Annotated in this window: 19 protein-coding genes and 1 tRNA gene; 9 read left to right on the forward strand and 11 right to left on the reverse strand. The window is 75.7% G+C overall.

Annotated elements, in window-relative coordinates; translation table 11 throughout:
• Positions 1 to 4: 4 nt before the first annotated feature.
• Positions 5 to 694, forward strand: coding sequence for an alpha/beta hydrolase family protein (locus tag IF129_RS09880; protein WP_191209515.1), 690 nt, complete (start codon positions 5 to 7; stop codon positions 692 to 694).
• 86 nt (positions 695 to 780) lie between these two features.
• On the opposite strand, the gene IF129_RS09885 is transcribed toward IF129_RS09880, so the two are convergent.
• A complete protein-coding gene (locus IF129_RS09885) occupies positions 781 to 2,067 on the reverse strand; it encodes an adenylosuccinate synthase (protein WP_191209190.1) in 1,287 nt (428 codons plus the stop codon).
• Positions 2,068 to 2,275: 208 nt separating this feature from the next.
• Here IF129_RS09885 and IF129_RS09890 point away from each other — a divergent pair, with 208 nt between their 5' ends.
• From IF129_RS09890 to IF129_RS09920, 7 genes are all read left to right on the forward strand, one after another.
• Positions 2,276 to 3,094, forward strand: a complete 819-nt coding sequence (locus tag IF129_RS09890) for a diacylglycerol kinase (protein ID WP_318153647.1) — start codon at positions 2,276 to 2,278, stop codon at positions 3,092 to 3,094.
• 138 nt (positions 3,095 to 3,232) lie between these two features.
• Positions 3,233 to 4,198, forward strand: a complete 966-nt coding sequence (locus IF129_RS09895; RefSeq protein WP_191209191.1) for an ABC transporter ATP-binding protein — start codon at positions 3,233 to 3,235, stop codon at positions 4,196 to 4,198.
• Positions 4,195 to 5,868 carry an ABC transporter permease gene (locus IF129_RS09900; protein WP_191209192.1) on the forward strand — a complete coding sequence of 558 codons (1,674 nt, stop codon included), beginning with the start codon at positions 4,195 to 4,197 and terminating at the stop codon, positions 5,866 to 5,868. The genes IF129_RS09895 and IF129_RS09900 overlap by 4 nt, the downstream gene beginning before the upstream one ends.
• Before the next feature lie 219 nt (positions 5,869 to 6,087).
• Entirely contained in the window at positions 6,088 to 6,699 is a 612-nt protein-coding gene (locus IF129_RS09905; protein ID WP_191209193.1) for a hypothetical protein, read from the forward strand.
• 26 nt (positions 6,700 to 6,725) lie between these two features.
• Complete coding sequence (locus IF129_RS09910) at positions 6,726 to 7,397, forward strand: class F sortase (RefSeq protein ID WP_191209194.1); 672 nt, start codon at positions 6,726 to 6,728, stop codon at positions 7,395 to 7,397.
• A 195-nt stretch (positions 7,398 to 7,592) separates the two neighbouring features.
• Positions 7,593 to 8,972 carry an aspartate aminotransferase family protein gene (locus tag IF129_RS09915; protein ID WP_191209195.1) on the forward strand — a complete coding sequence of 460 codons (1,380 nt, stop codon included), beginning with the start codon at positions 7,593 to 7,595 and terminating at the stop codon, positions 8,970 to 8,972.
• A gap of 10 nt (positions 8,973 to 8,982) precedes the next feature.
• Complete coding sequence (locus IF129_RS09920; protein WP_191209196.1) at positions 8,983 to 9,657, forward strand: GntR family transcriptional regulator; 675 nt, start codon at positions 8,983 to 8,985, stop codon at positions 9,655 to 9,657.
• 19 nt (positions 9,658 to 9,676) lie between these two features.
• Here the strand turns inward: IF129_RS09920 and IF129_RS09925 are convergent, their stop codons facing one another.
• The 4 genes from IF129_RS09925 to purD all read right to left on the reverse strand — a co-directional run bounded on the left by IF129_RS09925 (position 9,677) and on the right by purD (position 15,667).
• Positions 9,677 to 10,579: a phosphoribosylaminoimidazolesuccinocarboxamide synthase gene (locus IF129_RS09925; protein WP_191209197.1), complete on the reverse strand. Its 903-nt coding sequence runs from the start codon at positions 10,577 to 10,579 to the stop codon at positions 9,677 to 9,679.
• A 139-nt stretch (positions 10,580 to 10,718) separates the two neighbouring features.
• On the reverse strand, positions 10,719 to 12,209 hold the full coding sequence (locus IF129_RS09930) for a N,N-dimethylformamidase beta subunit family domain-containing protein (protein ID WP_191209198.1): 1,491 nt from the start codon (positions 12,207 to 12,209) through the stop codon (positions 10,719 to 10,721).
• 167 nt (positions 12,210 to 12,376) lie between these two features.
• Positions 12,377 to 13,993 (reverse strand): hypothetical protein, encoded by a 1,617-nt coding sequence (locus IF129_RS09935; RefSeq protein WP_191209199.1) that lies wholly within the window; start codon positions 13,991 to 13,993, stop codon positions 12,377 to 12,379.
• 387 nt (positions 13,994 to 14,380) lie between these two features.
• On the reverse strand, positions 14,381 to 15,667 hold the full coding sequence (gene purD, locus IF129_RS09940) for a phosphoribosylamine--glycine ligase (protein WP_191209200.1): 1,287 nt from the start codon (positions 15,665 to 15,667) through the stop codon (positions 14,381 to 14,383).
• Positions 15,668 to 15,989: 322 nt separating this feature from the next.
• Between purD and IF129_RS09945 the strand changes: the two genes are divergently transcribed.
• Positions 15,990 to 16,727 carry an SLATT domain-containing protein gene (locus IF129_RS09945; RefSeq protein ID WP_191209201.1) on the forward strand — a complete coding sequence of 246 codons (738 nt, stop codon included), beginning with the start codon at positions 15,990 to 15,992 and terminating at the stop codon, positions 16,725 to 16,727.
• A gap of 62 nt (positions 16,728 to 16,789) precedes the next feature.
• Here the strand turns inward: IF129_RS09945 and IF129_RS09950 are convergent, their stop codons facing one another.
• The 6 genes from IF129_RS09950 to IF129_RS09975 all read right to left on the reverse strand — a co-directional run bounded on the left by IF129_RS09950 (position 16,790) and on the right by IF129_RS09975 (position 21,436).
• Positions 16,790 to 17,446, reverse strand: a complete 657-nt coding sequence (locus tag IF129_RS09950; protein ID WP_191209202.1) for a hypothetical protein — start codon at positions 17,444 to 17,446, stop codon at positions 16,790 to 16,792.
• Positions 17,447 to 17,642: 196 nt separating this feature from the next.
• Positions 17,643 to 17,715, reverse strand: a tRNA-Gly gene (locus IF129_RS09955).
• A gap of 76 nt (positions 17,716 to 17,791) precedes the next feature.
• Positions 17,792 to 18,400 (reverse strand): response regulator transcription factor, encoded by a 609-nt coding sequence (locus IF129_RS09960; RefSeq protein WP_191209203.1) that lies wholly within the window; start codon positions 18,398 to 18,400, stop codon positions 17,792 to 17,794.
• A 2-nt stretch (positions 18,401 to 18,402) separates the two neighbouring features.
• Positions 18,403 to 19,650 (reverse strand): sensor histidine kinase, encoded by a 1,248-nt coding sequence (locus IF129_RS09965; RefSeq protein WP_191209204.1) that lies wholly within the window; start codon positions 19,648 to 19,650, stop codon positions 18,403 to 18,405.
• A 56-nt stretch (positions 19,651 to 19,706) separates the two neighbouring features.
• Positions 19,707 to 20,474: an ABC transporter permease gene (locus IF129_RS09970; RefSeq protein ID WP_191209205.1), complete on the reverse strand. Its 768-nt coding sequence runs from the start codon at positions 20,472 to 20,474 to the stop codon at positions 19,707 to 19,709.
• Positions 20,471 to 21,436 carry an ABC transporter ATP-binding protein gene (locus IF129_RS09975; protein ID WP_191209206.1) on the reverse strand — a complete coding sequence of 322 codons (966 nt, stop codon included), beginning with the start codon at positions 21,434 to 21,436 and terminating at the stop codon, positions 20,471 to 20,473. The genes IF129_RS09970 and IF129_RS09975 overlap by 4 nt, the downstream gene beginning before the upstream one ends.
• Between the last annotated feature and the right edge of the window lie 113 nt (positions 21,437 to 21,549).

Here is a 21,549-nt window from a genome sequence, read left to right on the forward strand (position 1 = left end):
CCTCATGGGGCTCCCCCCGGTCCCGCCCGACGCGTCCGAGCGCTACGGGGACCACCCGGCGCAGGTCGTCGACTTCTACGGGCGCCGCGCCGGGCCGCGCGTCACGGTGCTGCACGGCGGCTTCTGGCGGGAGCGGTACGACCGGGGCTACCTGAGGCCGTTCGCCGCCGCCCTCGCGGGGCACGGCTTCGCGGTGGAGCTGGTGGAGTACCGCAGGGTCGGCGGCGACGGCGGCTGGCCCGCGACCTTCGAGGACGTGAACGCGGCCCTGGACCACCTGGGCGGGCCGCCGAAGGCGCTGGTCGGCCACTCGGCGGGCGGGCACCTGGCGCTGTGCGCGGCGGCCCGGCGGGAGCGGGCGGCGGACCGGGTGGTCGCCGTCGCACCCGTCGCGGACCTCTCCCGCGCGCACGACCTGGGGCTGAGCGAGGGCGCCGTGGCGGAGCTGCTGGGCGGCCCGGAACGGGTCGGTCCGCTGCTCGCGGAGGCCGACCCGATGCGGCTGCTGCCCCGGGTGCCGGTGGAGCTGGTGCACGGCACGGCCGACCGGGACGTGCCCATCGAGCTGTCCCGCCGCTACGCCGCCGACTGGGGGGCCCGACTGCACCTGCTGCCCGGGGTGGGGCACTACGCGGCCTTCCATCCGACGCGGCCCGCGTTCGGCGTGCTGCTGGACGTGATCCGCCGCCCGTAGGCCGGCGCGGACCGGGACCCACGGCGCGGGGCCCGCACGACGTGCCGTGCGGGCCCCGGGGGTGCCGGTGGCGTGGGGCGCCGGCCTCAGTCCAGGAAGGACCGGACCTGGATGGTCTCGTCCCGGCCGGGGCCGACACCGATCGCGGAGATCGGCGCGCCGGACATCTCCTCCAGCGCCTTCACGTACCCCTGCGCGTTCTTCGGCAGGTCGGCGAAGGACTTGGCCTGCGTGATGTCCTCGGACCAGCCGGGCAGGTACTCGTAGACCGGCTTCGCGTGATGGAAGTCGCTCTGGCTGTACGGCAGTTCGGTGACGCGGCGGCCCTCGACCTCGTAGGCGACGCACACCGGGATCTCCTCCCAGCCGGTGAGCACGTCGAGCTTGGTGAGGAAGAAGTCGGTCAGCCCGTTGACCCGGGTCGCGTAGCGGGCGATCACCGCGTCGAACCAGCCGCAGCGGCGGTCGCGGCCGGTGGTGACGCCCTTCTCGCCGCCGATGGTGCGCAGCTTCTCGCCGTCCTCGTCCAGCAGTTCCGTCGGGAACGGGCCGGCGCCCACGCGCGTTGTGTAGGCCTTGAGGATGCCGATGACGCGACTGATGCGGGTCGGGCCGACGCCGGCACCGGTGCAGGCGCCGCCCGCCGTCGGGTTGGACGACGTCACGAAGGGGTAGGTGCCGTGGTCGACGTCCAGCAGCGTGCCCTGGCCGCCCTCGAAGAGGACGACCTTGCCGTCGTCGATGGCGTCGTTCAGCACGAGCGTGGTGTCGCACACGAACCCGGAGAGCCGGTCGGCGTAGCCCAGCAGCTCCTCGACGACCTGGTCGACGCTGACCGACCGGCGGTTGTAGAGCTTGGCGAGCACCTGGTTCTTGAAGTCGAGCGCGGCCTCGACCTTCTGCCGCAGGATCGACTCGTCGAACAGGTCCTGCACCCGGATGCCGACGCGGTTGATCTTGTCCGCGTAGGTCGGGCCGATGCCCCGCCCGGTGGTGCCGATCTTGCGCTTGCCGAGGAAGCGCTCGGTGACCTTGTCGATCTCCGTGTGGTACGGCGTGATCAGGTGGGCGTTGCCGCTGAGCAGCAGCTTGGAGGTGTCGACACCGCGGTCCTGGAGACCGCGCAGCTCCGCGAGGAGCACGGCGGGGTCGACGACGACGCCGTTACCGATGACCGGGGTGCAGCCCGGGGAGAGGATGCCGGAAGGCAGCAGGTGCAGGGCGTATTTCTGGTCCCCGACGACCACCGTGTGGCCGGCGTTGTTCCCACCCTGGAAACGGACGACGTAGTCGACCGAGCCGCCGAGCAGGTCGGTGGCCTTTCCCTTCCCTTCGTCACCCCACTGAGCACCGAGCAGCACGAGCGCGGGCACAGGCGTACACCCCTTTCGGGCGGGGCATGTCCATCGTGCGGAATGGTGGGTGAACCGCTTCGGCGCCGCCGCGTCACGCGTCGTCGCGCGACGTGCGGCGCACGCGCCACCACCAAGAGCCGTGAACCGGTGCCCCGGATAGTCGAAGCCCCTGACGCAACAGCGGCAGGGGCTCTTGCACCGAGAGATTACCTGAGGAAGGACGAACGTGTCGGCTCCAGACCTGCTCGTGGTCGTCGATCCGGCTGCCCGGCACATCGACGGGGAGTCCGTCCGCATCGCCAGGGACGTCCTGAGCGCCGGGCCGGGCGGCGTCAAGATGTGCCTGCCCCGCAGCCGGGAGGAGATCGGCCGGGTGGTGGGGCGGCGGGGGCGCCGCCGCCCGGTCCTCGTCGGCGACGACACCGCCCTGCTGTGCGCGGTGGAGCAGCTGCACCGCGAGGGCACCGGGGCGCGGGCCGTCGCGCTGGGCGTCGTCCCGGTGGGCCCGCCCGGCACGACGCCGCTGGCGGAGGGCATGGGGCTGCCGCTGGACGCCGTCACCGCCGCGCGGGCGGTGCTGGCCGGGGCGGACCGGGTGGTGGACCTGCTGGTGGACGAGACGGGGGCGGTGCTGCTGGGCGGCGTGCGCATCCCGGCGACACCGGCGGACGGGCCCCGGCGGCCTCCGGTGCCGGCCGCCCCGGCCTCGGTGCTGGGCCCGCTCGGACGCTGCGCCGCCCGCGTGTGGCCGGGGCGGCGGGGCGGCGCGCCGCCGCTGCCCCGGCTGCGGGTGGAGGCCGACGGCGTGGTGCTGGCCGATCCGGGCAGTCCGGTGGCGGAGGTCTCGGTGCGGACGGGGCCGGGCGGGGCGGGTGGCGGGCTGGCCGAGGTGGTGGTGCGCCCGGCGGACGCCCCACGGGTGGCCGGGGCGGTGCCGCCGGTGCGGGCGCGGGCGCGGGCCGTCACGGTGTCGGGCCCGGAGTTCCGCACCCGGACGTGGACGGTGTCGCCGTCGGCCCTGCGGCTGACCCTGCCCCGGTCCTGACGTGGGCGGCCCGGTGCCCCCGGGGTCACCGGCCGCGCACACGGATCGTCCTCGCGGGCGACCACGGTGCGGGCGCGTGACGCTTTTTGACGTTCTCCTGATGTCGCAACGGTGTGAAACGGGCGTAGCGTCCGCTTCATGACGAACGCGATCTCCGTCTCGGGCCTGGTCAAGTCCTTCGGGCGCACCCGCGCGCTCGACGGTCTCGACCTCACCGTGGCCGACGGCGAGGTGCACGGATTCCTCGGACCCAACGGCGCGGGCAAGTCGACGACGCTCCGCGTCCTGCTCGGCCTGCTGCGCGCGGACTCCGGCACGGCCCGGCTGCTCGGCCGCGACCCCTGGCGCGACGCGGTGGCCCTCCACCGCAGACTGGCCTACGTCCCCGGCGACGTCGAGCTGTGGCCCAACCTCACCGGCGGCGAGGCCGTCGACCTGCTGGCCCGGCTGCGCGGCGGCCTCGACCGGCGCCGCCGCGACGCACTGATCGAACGCTTCGACCTCGACCCCACGAAGAAGGGCCGCAGCTACTCCAAGGGGAACCGGCAGAAGGTGGCCATCGTCGCCGCCCTCGCCTCCGACGCCGAGCTGCTTCTGCTCGACGAACCCACCGCCGGGCTCGACCCGCTGATGGAGGTGGTCTTCCAGGACGTCATCGGCGAGGCGAAGGCCGCGGGCCGCACCGTGCTGTTGTCGAGCCACATCCTGGCCCAGGTGGAGAAGCTGTGCGACCGCGTCAGCATCGTGCGGCTGGGCCGCGTCGTGCAGTCCGGTTCGCTCACCGAGCTGCGGCACCTCACGCGCACCACGGTGGAGGCGGAGACCGAGCGTCCGGTCGCCGGGCTCGACGCGCTCGACGGCGTGCACGACCTGCGTACCGAGAACGGCCGCGTGCACTGCGCCGTCGACGGGGCCCGGCTGGACGACGTCGTGCGGCTGCTCGCCGGGGCCGGGGTGCGCAGCCTCGTCAGTCACCCGCCCACGCTGGAGGAGCTGATGCTGCGGCACTACGGCGACGCGACGGGCGGCCCTGACGCCCCCGACGCCACGGGCCGCACCGACGGCGGCGACGGCGGCGACGGCGCGGCGGAGGCCGCCCGGTGAACGCCGCCACCACGCCGCCCGCCCCCGCCCGCGCGTCCGACCGCGACCCCGGCCGTGACCCGGACCGCGCGGGCCCGCTCACCGGCACCGGCACGCTGCTGCGCTTCGCCCTGCGCCGCGACCGCGTGCGGCTCCCGGTGTGGATCGTCGCCCTGGTCCTGGGCACGTCGACCACCGCCGGGAGTTTCCCCGACCTCTACGCCACGGCGGAGGCCCGGCAGAGCGCCCGGCAGGCGAACAGCAGCCCCGCCGCGCTCGCCATGTCCGGGCCCGAGCACTTCCTGAGCGACTACACCTACGGCGCCATGCTCGCCCACCAGATGCTGGGCTTCACCGGCGTGCTCGTGGCCCTGTTCAGCATCCTCACCGTCACCCGGCACACCCGCGCCGAGGAGGAGACCGGCCGCGCCGAGCTGGTGCGCTCCGCCGTCGTCGGGCGCTACGCGCCGCTCGCCGCCGCGCTGTCGACGGCCGTCCTGGCGAACGTCGTGCTCGCCCTCGGCCTGGCCGTCGCCCTCGGCGGGGCCGGCATCCCCGACATCGGCTGGGGCGGCTCCCTCCTCTACGGGAGCGCGCACGCGGCCGTCGGTCTCGTCTTCGCGGCGGTCGCCGCCGTGACGGCGCAGATCACCCCGCACGCGCGCGGTGCCTCGGGCATGGCGTTCGCGGTGCTCGGCCTCGCGTACATCCTGCGCGCCGCCGGGGACGTCGGCACCGACGCGCTGTCCTGGCTCTCGCCGATCGGCTGGGCGCAGCGCACCTACGTCTACGTCGACGACCGCTGGTGGCCGCTGCTGCTGTGCCTGGCCGCCGCCGTCGCCGCGACGGTGCTCGCCGTACGGCTCGCCGCCCGCCGCGACCTGGGCGCCGGGCTGCGTCCGGCGCGCGGTGGGCCCGCGCGGGCCGGCGGCGCGCTCACCCACCCCGTCGGCTTCGCCTGGCGGCTCCACCGGGGGCTGCTGTTCGGCTTCGCCGTGGCCCTGTTCGTGCTCGGTGTCGCCTACGGCTCGGTGCTGGGGGACGCCGAGGAGATGGTGGGGGACGTGGCCGCCCTGGAGGACGCCCTCGCGGCGCTGGGCGGCGCGAGCGTCGCCGAGTCCTTCGCCGCCATGGTCATGATCGTCCTGGCCGTGGTGGCGGCCGTCTACGCGGTGCTCGCCGCCGCCCGTCCGCGCGCCGAGGAGACCGGGCGCCGCGCCGAACCGCTGCTCGCCACCGCGCTGTCGCGCCGCCGGTGGATGGGAAGTCACCTCGCCGTCGCCCTGCTGGGCAGCACGGCGGTGATGGCGCTGTCGGGGCTCGGGTTCGGCGCGCTGGGCGCCGCGACGACGGGCGACGCCGCGCTCGTTCCCGAGCTGACGGCCGCCGCGCTGGCGTACGCGCCCGCGCTGTGGGTGACCGTCGGGGTCGCCGCCGTGCTCTACGGATGGCTGCCCCGCGCGACGGCTCTGGCCTGGGCGCTGCCCCTGGGGGCGTTCGTCGTCGACTACCTGGGCCCGATCCTCCGGCTCCCGGAGTGGACGACCCGGCTCTCCCCCTTCGGGCACGTGCCCCGGCTGCCCGCCGAGTCCGTCGCCTGGACGCCGCTGCTCGTGCTGACCCTCGTCGCCGCGGCGCTGCTCGCCGTGGGGCTGGCCGGGTTCCGGCGCCGCGACCTGGAGATGACCTGACGGGACGCGCCCCGGCGGGGCAGGCCGCCGAGGGGCGTCGGCCCGTCCCGTCCGGCGGCCGGGGCGACCCGCCCTCTGTTGGCCCAAGGCGGCACCCGCCGGGCGGTACCCGAAGTGCGGCGCGCCCGGGGCGCTGCTGGCATGGGGACCGAGGCGCGCGGAAGCCCGCCGGGGAACAGCCCCGGCACGCGCGCCAGCTGACCGGAGGTCACACTCCTCATGCAGAAGATGCGTTCTCTCGCCACCGCCGCCGCGTCCGCGGTGATCGTCGTCGGGATGGCCGCTCCGGCCTTCGCCGGCGGTGACAGCGGCCACGGCGGCCTGAAGCTCCACCCGTCGTCCGGCGGCCCCGGCACCGTCGTCGAGGTCAAGGCGCTGTGCCGGGACGGCGGCCACGGGACCGTCGCCTCGGACGCCTTCGAGACCAGCCAGGCCCAGACCGGCCGGCACCACGACCGGCACCACGACGGCCGCCACCACGACGGCCGCCACCACGACGACGGCAAGAACACCGGTGGCGACCCGCGCCACGACGACCGTCACCACCGGGTCTTCGCCACGGCCAAGGTCATGCACGAGGGCCTGACGCCGGGCAAGAAGTACGAGGTCACCGGCTACTGCAAGAACCACGAGCGGCTCACCGGCACCTTCACCTTCACCGGTGGCGTCGGCGGTGCGGCCGACGCCGGCCTCGGCGGCCTCGCGGCCGGCACGGAGTCCGCCGTCCCGAGCACCACGACGGCCGCCGCCGTCGCCGGTGGCCTGGCCGTCACGGGTGCCGCCGGGTACTTCCTGATCTGGCGCCGCCGGGCCGGCGGGGACCAGGCGTGAGCCGCCCCCGGATACCCCGGATATCCATGACGACTCGTCAGCAGCGCGTCGCGGCGCGCGGTCGCCGTCTGGAGACGGTGGCCGCCGCCGTGACCGTGCTCGTGGCAGGAGCCCTGTGCGCGGCCGTTCCCGCCGAGCCCGTCGCGGAGCGGGACGACCGCGGCGCGGGGCTCACCATGGTCGCCGAGGGGGTCTCGCGTCCCGACGCCGTGGACACCGAGCCGCCCGAGGCCGAGCCGTTCGTCATGCCCCGGTCCGCGCCGACCCGGCTGTCCCTCCCGCAGCTCGACGCGGACATCGAGGTCTTCGGCGCGGACGCCGAGCCGGACGGCACCCCACCCGTACCCGAGAAGGACGACGCGGACCGGGCCGCCTGGTGGCGCGGCGGCCCCTCACCCGGCCAGCAGGGCCCCGCCCTGCTCGTCGGGCACCTGGACAGCGTGAAGGGACCGGCCGCCTTCGCGCGGATCGGCTCCCTGAAGCCGGGCGCCGAGGTCGTCGTCGAGCGCGAGGACGGCTCCACGGTGACCTTCGCGGTCGACTCCGTCGAACAGTACGCCAAGGACGACTTCCCCAACGCCCGGGTCTACGGACCCACCAAGACGGCCCAGCTGCGCCTGATCACCTGCGGCGGCACCTGGACGAAGAAGGACGGCTATGACGCGAATATCGTCGCCTTCGCCACCATCAGGAGCTGACCGGCGCGGGACGACCCCCGCGCCCACCGCGCCTCCCCGCCGCCGGCTCCCCCCGCCGGCTCCCCTCCCGCCGGCTCCCTCGTCGCCGCCACCGAACCGGTGGCGGCGACGTGCGTCCCCGGCCCGGCCCCCCGGCCCGGCCGCTACCCTGAACCTCACCCATCCGTGACGGGCGAGCAGCGAGGGACCCGGACCATGAGCATCGAGCGCGCCGACCAGGCGGCCGTCAAGGCGGCGGACCGGGCCCACGTCTTCCACTCGTGGTCCGCCCAGGCCCACCTCGACCCGCTCCCCGTCCAGCGCGCGGCCGGGTCCTCCTTCTGGGACTACGACGGCAACCGCTACCTGGACTTCGCCTCCCAGCTCGTCAACGCCAACATCGGCCACCAGCACCCCAAGGTGGTCGCCGCCATCCAGGAGCAGGCCGCGACCCTGTGCACGGTCGCCCCCGGCTTCGCCGTCGACGTCCGCTCCGAAGCCGCCCGGCTCGTCGCCGAGCGCACCCCCGGCGACCTGGACAAGATCTTCTTCACCAACGGCGGCGCCGAGGCCGTGGAGAACGCCGCCCGCATGGCGCGGCTCCACACCGGCCGCCCCAAGCTGCTCAGCGCCTACCGCTCCTACCACGGCGCCACCGGCACCGCGATCAACCTCACCGGCGACCCGCGCCGCTGGGCGAGCGACACCGGCACGGCCGGCGTCGTCCACTTCCACGGCCCCTACCTCTACCGCTCCCCCTTCCACGCCACCACCGAGCGCGAGGAGTGCGAACGGGCGCTGGCGCACCTGGAGGAGACGATCGTCCTGGAGGGCCCGGACACCGTCGCCGCCGTCGTCCTGGAGACGATCCCCGGCGGCTCCGGCATCCTGCTCCCGCCGCCCGGCTACCTCCCCGGCGTCCGCGCGATCTGCGACCGGTACGGCATCGTGATGGTCCTCGACGAGGTCATGGCGGGCTTCGGCCGCGCCGGACGCTGGTTCGCGCTCGACCACTACCTCGACCAGGACACCGCCCCCGACCTGGTCACCTTCGCCAAGGGCGTCAACTCCGGCTACGTCCCGCTCGGCGGCGTCGCGATCTCCGCCGCCATCGCCGCCGACTGGGACGAGAGGCCCTACCCCGGCGGGCTCACTTACTCCGGCCACCCCCTCGCCTGCGCCGCCGCCGTCGCCACGCTCGGGGCCATGGCGGAGGAGGGCATCGTCGAGCACGCCGCCCACATCGGCGAGACCGTCCTCGGGCCCGGCCTGCGCGCCCTGGCCGAGCGCCACCCCTCGATCGGGGAGGTGCGCGGGACCGGTGTCTTCTGGGCCCTGGAGCTGGTGCGCGACCGCGAGACCCGCGAGCCGCTCGTCCCCTACCGGCCGCGGGGCGACGAGGGCCGGCCGACCGCCGAGCTGGCCGCCGCCTGCAAGCGGCGCGGGCTGTGGCCGCTCGTCGCGGGCAACCGGCTCCACGTCGTGCCGCCGTGCACCATCGACGCCGCCGAGGTCGAGGAGGGGCTGGCGATCCTCGACGAGGCCCTCGCCGTCGCCGACGCCCACACCACGGCGGGGGCGACCTCCGCCGCGTAGGGTGTCCGCCATGCCGTCCGCCCCCATCACCCGCAGCACCCTGCGCCAGCAGCTCGCGGAAGCCCTCCGCGACGAGGTGCTGGCCGGGCGGCTCCCGGCGGGCCGGCCGTTCACCGTCAAGGAGATCGCCGAGCAGTACGGCGTCTCCGCCACCCCGGTGCGGGAGGCGCTCGTCGACCTCGCCGCGCAGGGCCTGCTCGACGCCGACCACCACCGGGGCTTCCGCGTCCAGGAGATCACCCTCGCCGACTTCACGGCGATGGTGGAGGCCCGCACGCTGGTGATCGAGGGCATCTTCCGCACGGCCGCGTTCGCCGGCGGGCTGGACCGGACACCGGAGGCCCTGGCGTCCGTGCGGCGCCGCGCCGAGGCCGCCCGCCGCGCCGCCGTGGCCGGCGACCTCGACGTCCTGATCGGCTACGACCTGCGGTTCTGGCGCGAGCTGGGCGAGTTCGTCGGCAATCCGTACGTCTCGGAGTTCCTGGACCGGCTGCGTGTCCAGTGCTGGGTCTTCACCGTGCCGCTGCTGCGGGCGCGGGGCGCGGACCTGCGGGGACTGCTGTGGGCCGGACACCTGGAACTCGTCGCCGCCATCGAGCAGGGCGACGTGGCCGGCGCGGAACGCTCCATCACCGCCTACAACGCCCACGCCCTCGCCCTGGGGCGGGCCCTGGCCTGCGGCTGACGCGCCCAGCTGACGCGCCCTACGTCCAGGGCAGGCCGGTGAGGCGCTCGTACGCCTCGACGTACTTGGCCCGGGTGCGCTCCACGACCTCCGGCGGGAGCGGCGGGGGCGGCTGCTCGCCGCGGCGGTCCCACCCGGAGGCGTCGGACGTCAGCCAGTCCCGCACGAACTGCTTGTCGTACGAGGGCTGGGCGCGGCCCGGCTCCCAGCGGTCGGCCGGCCAGAACCGCGAGGAGTCCGGCGTCAGGACCTCGTCGGCCAGCACCAGCTCGCCCTCGGCGGTGTGGCCGAACTCGAACTTCGTGTCGGCCAGGATGATGCCGCGCTCCCGTGCCGTGTCCCGGCCCCGCCCGTAGACGGCGAGGGTCAGCTGGCGCAGCCGGGCGGCCGTCTCGGCCCCCACGCGGCGGGCGACCTCCTCGTACGACACGTTCTCGTCGTGCTCGCCCACGTCGGCCTTGGTGGCCGGGGTGAACAGGGGCGTGGGCAGCTCGGAGCCGTCGACCAGGCCCTCCGGCAGGGCCAGCCCGCACACGGTGCGGGAGGCGGTGTACTCGACCAGCCCCGACCCCGTGAGGTAGCCGCGTGCCACACACTCCACGGGCACCATGGTCAGCGCCCGGCACACCATGACGCGCCCGGCCCAGTCCGCCGGCGCGCCCGCCGGGACCTCCGTGGAGACCAGGTGGTTCGGCACGACGTCGGCCAGCTGCTCGAACCACCACAGGGAGAGCCGGGTGAGGACGCGTCCCTTGTCGGGGATCTCCGTCGGCAGCACCCAGTCGTACGCCGACAGCCGGTCGCTGGCGACCATGACGAGGTGCCCGTCGGCGTCGCGGTAGAGGTCGCGCACCTTGCCGGTGTGCAGATGCTCCAAACCCGGTACCGCGACGGGCTGGGGCTTCTCGACGAATCCGGACACCGGTCCTCCATGGAGAGTGCGACGACCCCCCGATTCTCCCGCACCCCGCCCGCCCCGGCGCGCAGGGGGGCGTCCGGTGACCTCGGGGGAAGGGGGAGGACCCGGCGGACCGGGGCCGGACCCGGGCACCCGGCCGGCGTCAGCCGTGCTTGCAGATGCGGTCCAGGAGGTTCGCCGTCGCGCGCTGGACGCGGGCGTCCACATGGCCGGGGCGGTCCAGGGCGGGCGTCCACGCGAAGGTGCCGGAACTGAAGACGAGGGCGCCGCCGGGGGCCCGGTACAGCGACGTCTCCTGGTGGCGGCGGGCCCCTCCGCAGTCCCGGTAGGGGGAGTGCGCCAGCAGGATGCGTCCCGTGTGGGCCGGCAGCGGGGCACGGGGGAAGTAGCGGTCCGCCTCGCCCGCGACCAGGCCGGGCAGCTCGTCCCCCTCGGCGGCCTCCGTCCCCTCCCACAGCCAGTGGTCCGCGTTGCGCACGATCAGCGGGGCGGGCGCGGCGACCTGGCCGGCGTACTGGATGCCCAGCAGGGCCTGCTCGGGCTCGCCCTGCTCCCGCCACAGCCAGGAGCGGCCGGGCCCCCGGCGCTTGCGGCAGCTCAGCAGCCGGTCCGGCTCACCCGAGGGCAGGTGCCCCAACTCGACCCGCCAGTACATCGTGTTGGCGGAGAGGAACACCAGGGACGTCCCGTGGTCGCGGGCCCGCTCCACGGCCCGGCGCATCGGCACCGTCCAGTACTCGTCGTGCCCGGCGAAGACGACGCCCCGGTACCGCGCCGGGTCGACGCGACCGGCGTGCAGGTCCCGGGCCTCGGCGTAGGCCAGGTCGTAGCCGTAGCGCTCGGCCCAGCGGATGAAGTCGTAGGAGTGCCCCACGTGCAGCGGCAGCCCGGCCCCGGCGTAGGGGCGGTCGAAGCCGACGGTGACGGCCGCCTCCTTCTCGCCCACGAGCCGCCCGTGCTCGTCCCAGGCGTGGTAGAGGCTCGCCCCCGTGCGGCCGTCCTCCGGGAAGAGGTTGTACGCCTGCCAGGTGATGTCGGGGATGACCAGCAGCAGGTCGGCGGCCCGGGTGTCGCGCACGGTGAACGGGATGTGCGAACGGTGGCCGTCCGCCGTCGTCAGGACGGCGACGTGCGCGCCCGTGCTCCAGTCCGCCGGGACGGGCAGCCGCCAGGACAGCCACCAGTGGTGGCACGAGACGGTGCGTTCGGCGACCAGCGGGCCGGGCTGCACGGTGCCCGACAGGCGCGGGCTGGTGGTGATCTTCGTGGCGCCCGCACCGCCGTAGTGGCCGATGCGGTACACGTCGACGCCGAACGGCTGGGGCGGGTTGACGGTAACGCGGAAGTCGATGGACTCCCCGGGCGCCACCGAGCCCGTCGAGGCGAAGCCCTTGATCTGGCAGCCCACGTCGTCGGCCGTCCGCGTCGCCCGGCCACCGCCGCCGCGCGGCGCCGGCAGGATGCGCCCGTCGGCGGCCAGCGTCGTGCTGTCGACGTACCAGGGCACCACCCTGCCGTTGTCGAAGTAGTGTTCGCTGCCCCTCAGCCACGGCAGCGGGCCCTGCCCGAAGGGGTCCGTCACCGCGTGGGCGAGCGCGCCCGACTCCCAGCGCCGAATCTGCTCGATCGCCACAGCCGCCCTCCCTTCTCCGCCCGTACAGCACATCACATGGTGCAGTGGATTGGTCACCGTTCGTCGCGATCGGTGTCGCTCCGCCGCGACGGCCGCCGCGGGACGCGGCCCTCGACGGTCCGTGGCGGCCGGTGGCGGTCGGTGGCCGTGGGTGCCACCGCCGGGGCTCAGGCCAGCCGCACGGGGCGGTCGGGGCGCAGGCCCGCCGCCGTCAGCCAGTCCCGCAGGGGGCCCGCGTCCCCCTCCTCGGCGAGGGCCAGCACCGGCCGACGCAGATCCGTGCGGCGCTCCCCGTCGACGAGGAGCGCGGGGCCGTCCAGCCAGTCCAGCCCCGGCGCGCCGCTCCCGCCGTCCACGGCGGCGCAGCAGACCACGGCGGTGATGTGGTCGGCCAGCAGCTCACGGGTGCCGCGCTCGGCCGGAGCCGGCAGCCCGAGCGGCCCGGTGTCCCCGGTGACGTCCGGTATCAGGCCCGCCGGGACGGGCGGCGGGGCGCGCCGCTCGTCCCGGGCGGCGTCCGCGGTGATCCGTGCGGCGACCACGCCGCGGGACTCCTCTCCGGCCAGCCGGTCCATGACCCGCTCCAGCGTCGCCCGCGCGCCGCGCCCGCCCGGAGCCGGACGCTCCGCACGGCCGGCCCCGGGGTCGGGCCGCTCCGCCGGGACCACGCTCGGCGCCCGCCGCACCGACGCGGTGCTCTCCGTGGCGTCCAGCGCGCGGAACAGCCGGGCCGCCTCGGTGCGCCAGACCCGGTCCACGACCTCGCGCGGGTAGGCCGGCCAGTCTACCGGGGCCCAGTCGGGCCCGTCCGGCGGCGGGGCGCCGTAGAACAGACGGGCGGCCAGCAGCGACACCCGCTCGTCGACCTCGCCCGGATCCTCCAGCAGGTCGCACGCGGGACGCTCGCCGAGCCGCGAGGTGAAGCCCTCCGCCAGCCGGTCGCGCCGGGACAGCTCCGTCAGCGCCGAGACGACGCCCACGTCCAGCCGGGAGGGCCAGCGCCCGGCCCGCCAGGCCGGGAGCGCGACCCGCGTGAGCAGCCGGTCCCAGCCCGCGTAGGCCAGGCCCACCTGCTCCTGGGCGAGCAGCCGCGGCCCGCGCTCGACGTCCGCCGCGCGGGCCGCCACGGCGGCGGCCACCAGCCGCTCCATCTCGGCCGCGTGTCCGCCGGACGCGCGCAGCAGCAGCCGGGCCAGGCGGCCGACGCCCGGCCGGACGGCCGCGGCGTCCAGGGCGCGGACGAAGCGGCGGGCCGCCGCGATGTCGGGGTGGGCCGCCGGGCCCGTCCCGGCGACGACGGGCGCGAGCAGGGCCCGCAGCTCCGCCACGCGCATCCACCACAGGAACGGCGAGCCGACGACGAGGACGGGGGGTGTCGCGCCCGCCCGGCCGTGCTCCTCCAGCCAGCAGTCGCAGTCGGGCGTCAGGGCGACTCCGGAGGGCACGGGGACGTCGAGCTGCCCGGCCAGCTCCCGCACCATCCGGTAGAGGTCCGGAGCGGCCCGCTCCGCGACCGGCACCGTGGGGGAGACCGCCGTGCGCGCCCGGGCGATCAGCGCCGTGACGGCCGCGCCCGCCCCCGCCGCCGCGACGGCCAGCAGGACGGCCGGCAGCCGCAGCGCCGCCCAGGCGCCGCCCAGGTGGCCGGTGGCGACGGCGGTGAGCAGCACGACGGCTCCGGCACCGGGCAGGAGGACGGCCGCGAAGGCCGTTCCCCGCACCCGCAGGACGGCCAGCGCGTGATCCCGCGCCGACCGTGCACCGCCCGCTGCAACTCCTGCCATGGACCGCTCACCCCCTGCCGGGACGACCTGCTGCCGCATTTCCGCACATCCACCCACTGTGGCACCGGGCACCGACACCGCAATGTGCGGTGGGCCAGTTGACCGACCACCCCCCGGTGCCGACCGGACACCGCGTCGAGACGTGCGCGGGCCGCGCGTGACCTGCGACGACGGCGGGCCGAGGACCCGTCGGCGCCGCACGTACCGCCGTGCCCGACGCGCGGAACCCTAGTGCGGCCGGTGCCCGTCCGTCAGGGGGTCACGGGCGACGGTCACTCGATGGAATGGCTTTGGGTAGAGCTCTTGCGGACGGCCCGCTGCCGTAGGTGCCCCGATTGGCCCCGTTACCGGCGGTGAGCTTCAGGGGCCCGCAGTGGGCCGCGGGCGTCAGCCCCCGTGCCCGGCGGTCCGGGCGTCCTCGGCCGCCGCGCGGGCGATGTCGGTGCGGTGGTGCGAGCCGTCCAGGGAGATCCGGCGCACGGCGCGGTAGGCGCGCTCACGCGCCACGGTGAGGTCCGACCCCGTGGCCGTCACCGACAGCACACGGCCCCCGGCGCTCACGATCCGGCCGTCGTCGGAGCGCTTGGTCCCCGCGTGCAGCACGTAGGCGTCCGGGGCGTCCTCGGCGGCCACCTCGTCCAGGCCCTCGACCGGGTCACCGGTGCGGGGCGCGGCGGGGTAGTCCTTGGCCGCGACGACGACGGTGACGGCCGCGCCCTCGGTCCAGCGCAGCGGCGGGAAGGCGGCCAGCTCACCCGTCGCTGCGGCGTGCAGCAGGGCGGCGAGCGGCGTCCGGAGCAGCGCCAGCACGGCCTGCGTCTCCGGGTCGCCGAAGCGGGCGTTGAACTCGATGACCCGCACGCCGCGCGACGTCACCGCGAGCCCCGCGTACAGCAGCCCGGCGAACGGGGTCCCCCTGCGGCGCAGTTCGTCCACGGTGGGCTGGAGGACGGTGTTCAGGACCTCGTCCACCAGCTTCGGGTCGGCCCACGGGAGGGGCGTGTAGGCCCCCATGCCGCCGGTGTTGGGGCCCTCGTCGGCGTCGTGGGCGCGCTTGAAGTCCTGGGCGGGCCGCAGCGGCACGACGGTCTCGCCGTCGGTCACCGCGAACAGCGACACCTCCGGGCCGTCGAGGAACTCCTCGATGACGACCCGCTCGCAGGAGAGCGCGTGGGCGCGTGCAGCGGCCAGGTCACCGGTGACGACGACGCCCTTGCCGGCGGCGAGCCCGTCGTCCTTCACCACGTACGGGGGGCCGAAGGCGTCCAGCGCCTCGTCGACCTCCGCCCCGGTCGTGCAGACGTACGCGCGGGCCGTCGGGACGCCGGCCGCGGCCATGACGTCCTTCGCGAACGCCTTGGACCCCTCCAGCCGGGCCGCCTCGGCGGACGGGCCGAAGGCGGGGACGCCGCGGGCGCGGACGGCGTCGGCCACCCCGGCGACGAGCGGGGCCTCCGGGCCGACGACCACGAGGTCGCCGCCGCCGAGCCCGAGGGCACCGGCCAGCTCGGCGACGGCCGTGCCGTCGAGGGGGTCCACCGCGTGCAGGGTCGCCACCTCGGCGATTCCCGCGTTGCCGGGAGCGCAGTGCAGCGCGGTGACGTCGGGGTCGAGGGAGAGGGAGCGGCACAGGGCGTGTTCGCGGGCGCCGCCGCCGATGACGAGGACCTTCACGCACCGAAGCCTATGCGGTGACCGGCCGGTGGGCCGAACGTGTCCACCGGAAGCCGCCCGGGCGCGCGGTGCGGTGAGCGGGACCACGGGCCCGACGGCCCCTCCGAGGACGACGGCGACGGCGCGGGACGGCGGCCACGACGGCAAGGCGGGCGTCCCTGCGTCACCCACTCGTTCGGGTGAGCGCCGTGGGGACGCCTTACCTGACCGGAGGCCCCTTCGGCGCCGAAACCGAGGGAAATGCGCCTGAACGGCCGTGCGCCAGACGGTAAGAAAGAGTGCTTGGTGAGGTGCGAGAGCGGCCTGTGGTTGGGAGTGGCGGGTGAGTCAGCCGGAGAAGGAGCCCGGGGGTGGCGGGCGGGAGGGCCGGGGCGACCTGCTCGGGCGCACGTTCCCGCCGGGGGACTGGGGGGAGCCGGCCGAGCGGCTCGAGGAGCTGTTCCCGTGGGTGGAGCGACGCGCGCTCGACGTCGTCGCCTGGTACCTGGCGGACCGGGCGTGGAAGCGGCGGGGCGCGCGCCTGTTGCGGACCGGGACGGCGCTCGGCGTCGTCGGCGGAGCGGTCCTGCCCGCCCTGGAGCTCACCGGCGTCCGGCCGGAGAGCGCCGCCTGGGGTCTCCTGTCACTGATCGGCGCGGCCGTCTGCTTCGGCGCCGACCGCTGGTTCGGCTGCACGTCCGGCTGGATGCGGGACGTCGCGACGGCCCAGGCCGTCCAACGCCGCCTGGAGACCCTCCAGTACGACTGGGCGGCCGAGGCCGTCCGGGAGGTGCTCGGCCCGGCCGAGGGCACGGCGGGTGAGGCGGCCGAACGCTGCCTGGCCCTCCTCCGGCGGTTCAGCGACGACCTGACGGAACTGGTGCGGGACGAGACCACCGAGTGGATGGAGCGGTTCCGCTCCGGCCCGGTGCCGCGCCCGGACCGGCACGCACCCCCGGCGCACTGGACGTCCGCCCGGCACGAGCCGAGCACACCCGGCGGCTTCGCCCGCTTCTCCGTCCCGCCGCCCGGGGCCCGGCCCAACATGCCCCGCCAGCGGCCACCGGAGAACCCCCGGTAGCCCGGTGAGCCGGTGACCCGGGTGCCCGGTGGCCTGCGGCGCGGGCCACCGGGGCGGGGGCGTCAGGAGAAGACGATCATCGAACCCTGCGCCAGGCTGCGCGTCGTGGCGGCGTGCAGGCCGAGCCACACGTGCCGCTCCCGGGCGAACGGCCCCTCCGCGAGCTCCGGCGGGGGAGCGGCGGCGGGCTCGCTCAGCTCCGTCGGCCCGGCGGGCGGCGGCGGGGCGGGCGGCGGATTGTCCGGATCGATCCCGAGCACGGGCGCCACGGCGTGCAGTTCCCGCAGCAGCCCGTGGCCGGAGCCCAGCGGCCCGCCCCACTCCATCAGTTCCCCGCCCGTCAACGGGGCCGCGAAGTCCAGCGGGACGTACGCGCCCGCGTGGTCGTAGTGCCACACGAGGTGCGACTGCTTGGCGGTCGCCTCGAACATCTCCAGCAACTGCTCGTAGTCGCTGCCCAGCGAGTCGACCGGCGTCACCTGGAGGCCGTGCAGGTGCAGCAGGTAGGCACGGCGCAGGAGGTGCAGGGCGTCGTAGTCGAACCCGGCGACGGGCGCGACGTCCCCGGACAGGCCGGGCATGTACCCGTGCACGGGCACCGGAGGCAGCCCCGCCTGGTGCAGGGCCTTGTCGTAGGCGGCGATCTCCTCGGCCAACGGGTTGTCGGGACTGTGGCACAGCACGTCGACGAGCGGAACCAGCCAGAGATCACAGGCCAACTTGACTCCCGGAGCGGCGGACGGCGTCGTCCGGCCAGCGTAGTGCGCCCGGCGATCACCGCGAAGGCTCCGACAGAGGTGCGGCCGGATTTCCGCTCCGGCCGACCCGGGGCGGGCGGGGTCCGGGCGGGGCCGCGCCCGTGGAGTGCGGACACGACGCAGGGCCCCGGCGGCACCGGGGCCCTGCGTCCTGCGGAGCGGACGACGAGGCTCGAACTCGCGACCTCAACCTTGGCAAGGTTGCGCTCTACCAACTGAGCTACGTCCGCACTGCGCCCTGCGGCGCGCAGCCGAGTATATGCCACGCCCGCGCCGGCACCCACCGCGTGCGTGCGCCGCCCGGTCTCAGACCCAGCCGCGCTCCCGGGCCGCGCGCACCGCCGCGTGCCGGTTCTCCGCCCCCAGCTTGGCCGCCGCCGAGGAGAGGTAGTTGCGGACGGTGCCCTGGGCCAGGGCCGCCCGCCGGGCGATGTCGGCGATGGGGGCGCCGTCGGCGGCCAGTTCCAGCAGCTCCGCCTCGCGGGCGGTCAGCGGGGAGTCGCCGGAGCTGATGGCGTCGGCGGCCAGTTCCGGGTCCACGTACCGGTCGCCGCCGTGCACGCTGCGGATGATCTCCGCGAGCCGCCGGGCCGACACCGTCTTGGGCAGGAAGCCGCGCACGCCCGCCGCGAGCGCCCGCTTGAGGTGCCCCGGCCGTCCGTGCCCGGTGACGATCATCGTGGTGCAGCCCGGCAGGTCCGTGCGCAGGGCCTCGGCGACGGCGACGCCGTCCGACCCCGGCATCTGGAGGTCGAGGACCGCCACGTCCGGCGCGTGCGCGCGGGCCATGGCCAGGGCCTCGGGGCCGGACGCCGCCTCGGCCACGACCGTCAGGTCGTCCTCCAGGGCGAGCAGCGCGGCCAGCGCGCCGCGGATGAGGTGCTCGTCGTCGGCGAGCAGGACCCGGATCGTCATCGTCACCCTTCGTCGTCCCATGCCGTGTCGTGCGTGGGGAGTTCGGCGGTGAGCCGGAACCGTCCGTCGGCGAGGGCGCCGGCGGTCAGCGTGCCGTGCAGCGGGCCGAGCCGTTCGCGCAGCCCCGGCAGACCCGTGCCCACACCCGTCGCGTGTGCCTGCGGCCGGTCCCGCACCCCGTCGTTCTCCATGGTCAGCACCGCACGGCCGGCCCCGGCCCGCAGGGTGATCGTGCACTGCGCGGCGTCCGCGTGCCGCAGCACGTTCGTCGTGCCCTCCCGGACGACCCAGGCCAGCGCCGACTGCACCGGCTGCGGGGGCCGGGCCGCCCGGCCGGTGTCGATGCGGCAGCTGATCCCGGCGGCCTCCAGCACCCCGCGCGCCCCCGCCAGTTCGGCGTCGAGCCCGGCCTCGCGGTAGCCGCGCACGACGTCCCGCATCTCCCGCTGCGACTCCCGCGCGATGCGCTGCACCTCGGCCATCTGCTCCACCGCCGCGGCCGACCCGCGCTGCGCCAGCTGCGCGGCCAGCTCGCTCTTGAGCGCGATGACGGACAGGTTGCGCCCGAGCACGTCGTGCAGGTCCCGCCCGAACCGCAGGCGCTCCTCCGCCACCGCGAGCCGCGCCTGCGTCTCCCGGGCGGTGTCCAGCTCCAGCACCGCGCCCAGCAGCCAGGCCGAGAAGCGGCCGGTGAACGTCATGGCACCGGTCAGCAACAGGGTGAAGACCGCCGCGGCGACCAGCCCCCGGGGCGTTCCGGTGACCGCCAGCGCCAGGCCGACCGCCAGCGTTGTCGCCCCGCACACCAGCCACAGGATCCGCCGGGCCGGGCGCAGGTTGATGACGAGCGGTGTCGCCCCGAACGCCAGGAGGCCGCCGCACAGCGTCATCGCGACCCGGAAGTCCGGCTGCCGCCCGACCCCGTGCAGCACCATCGACGCCGTCCCCACGAGCACGGCCAGCACGCCCTGCGTGACGAGCAGCCCGGTGGGACGGTCGCGGCGGCCGAGGGCCCAGTCCAGCGCGCGGGACGTGGCCACCGCGCCGAGGACCGCGTGGACGACGACCGCGCCCGCCAGCACGCCCTTCGCCCACAGGACGGAGGCGGCGAGCACGGCCGTCGGCGCGAAGCCGAGCGCCTCGCCGACGAAGAAGGAGTGGAACGTCCAGCGGGTGTACAGCTCGATCCGGGCCGGATCGCTGCGCCGGTCCCACCAGGCCGTCAGCATCCTCGGCGACACCGTGCCCATCCGCCTCCTCCCGTTCTCGCCGACGGCCGCCCGCGACCCTCGGCCCCCGGTACCGCTCAGCGGCGCGGCTCCCAGCGGAACCACCGCCGTACAGCAAACACCGCCAGCGCGCACCAGACCACCGACAGGCCGAGGGCCCGCAGCACGTCCAGGCCGTCGCCCTCCCCGAGCCACCCGTGCCGGACCAGCTCCATGACGGGGCTGAGCGGCAGCAGTCGGGCGACCGCCGCGAGGCCGTCGGGCATCACCTCCAGCGGCACCATCAGCCCCGAGCCGATGAGGGAGAGCATCATCAGCGGCAGGACGGTCAGCTGGGCGCTCTCCGCGCTCTTGGTGAACGCCGAGGTCGCGGCGGCCAGTGCCGTCATCATCAGCGCGCCCAGCAGCAGTCCGGCGAGCAGCACGTCCACCCGCGCCGGCGCCGGCACGTCCAGCGCCAGCACCCCGGCGACGACGAGTACCGCGCACTGCGTGAGGCCGATCGCGACCGAGGGCAGCGCCGTGCCCCCGAGGATCTCCCCGTCCGACGGCTCCCCCGTGCGCAGCCGCTTCAGCAGCAGCTCCTCGCGCCGGGCCACGAACGAGGCGACGAGGTTGGAGTAGACGACGAGGACGAGGACGATGCCCAGGCCGCCCGACAGGACGAGCCCGCCGGCGCTGAACCCCGTGGCGTCCAGCGCCTCGTCCGTCACCGACATGCGCGTGAGGAAGACGAAGAGCAGCGGCATCAGCATCGCCGTGAAGAGCGCCGTGCGGTTGCGCAGCAGCAGGGTCAGCTCGGCCCGGCCCAGCGCCCGCATCCGTGTCATGACCACCGTGCTCATGCCCCCACCTCCGCGTGCTCGTGCCCGTCCGGTGCGTCGGCCCCCGGGCCACCCCGGGCGATCTCCAGGAACGCCTCCTCCAACGTCGCCGACCTGGCGTCGAGCCCTTGCAGCGTCAGCTCCTCGCGGCGGGCCCACAGCAGGAGTTCGGTCAGCGCCTCCTGCAGCCGGTCGGTGCGCACCTCGACGCGGCGTCCGTCGACGGCGGCGGGGACCGACAGGGGCAGCCGCGCCGGCGGCACGCCCTCCGGCAGGTCGAAGCGGATGCGGGACGGCCGCGCCGCCGTGACCTCGGCCGGCGTTCCGGTGACGACGACGCGTCCCTCGCGCATGATCGCCAGCCGGTCGGCCAGTTCCTCGGCCTCGTCCAGGTAGTGCGTCGTCAGCACCACCGTCGTGCCCTGGGCGCGCAGTTCGCGCACCAGCCGCCAGGTGTCCCGGCGTCCCTCCGGGTCCATGCCCGTCGTGGGTTCGTCCAGGAACAGCACCTCGGGGTGGCCGAGCAGGGCCAGGGCGAGGTCCAGCCGCCGCCGCTCGCCGCCGGAGAGCTGCTTGATCCGCACCTCCTCGCGCCGCCCGAGGCCGACCAGGTCCAGGGTCTCGCCGATGTCGCGGGGGTCGGTGGTGATGCCCGCCCACATGCGGGCGGTCTCCCGGACGCTCAGGTCGGCGGGGAAGCCGCCCTCCTGGAGCATGATGCCGATGCGCGGACGCACCGTCCGCCGCTCGCCGAACGGGTCGTGGCCGAGCACCCGGACGGTGCCCCGGCTCGGCCGCTCCAGCCCCTCCAGCAGTTCGACGGTGGACGTCTTGCCCGCGCCGTTCGTGCCGAGCAGTGCGAAGAGTTCGCCGCGCTCCACGGTGAAGTCCAGTCCGCGGACGGCGTCGAAACCGCCTTCACCCTTGGGGCCGTAGCGCCGCCACAGCCCGCTCACCTCGATCGCTCGTTCCCGATGTCGCATACCCGAAGCCTCTCCCGCAGCGGGGGCGGCGCGCCGTGCGGCCTGTCATCGGGCGGGATGACAAATGTCAGCCCGCCCCGGGGAGACCGAGTGCGGGAAAAGCGGAAGGCCCC

It is taken from the genome of Streptomyces chumphonensis, from assembly GCF_014779715.1.
Taxonomy (GTDB): Bacteria; Actinomycetota; Actinomycetes; order Streptomycetales; family Streptomycetaceae; genus Streptomyces; species Streptomyces chumphonensis.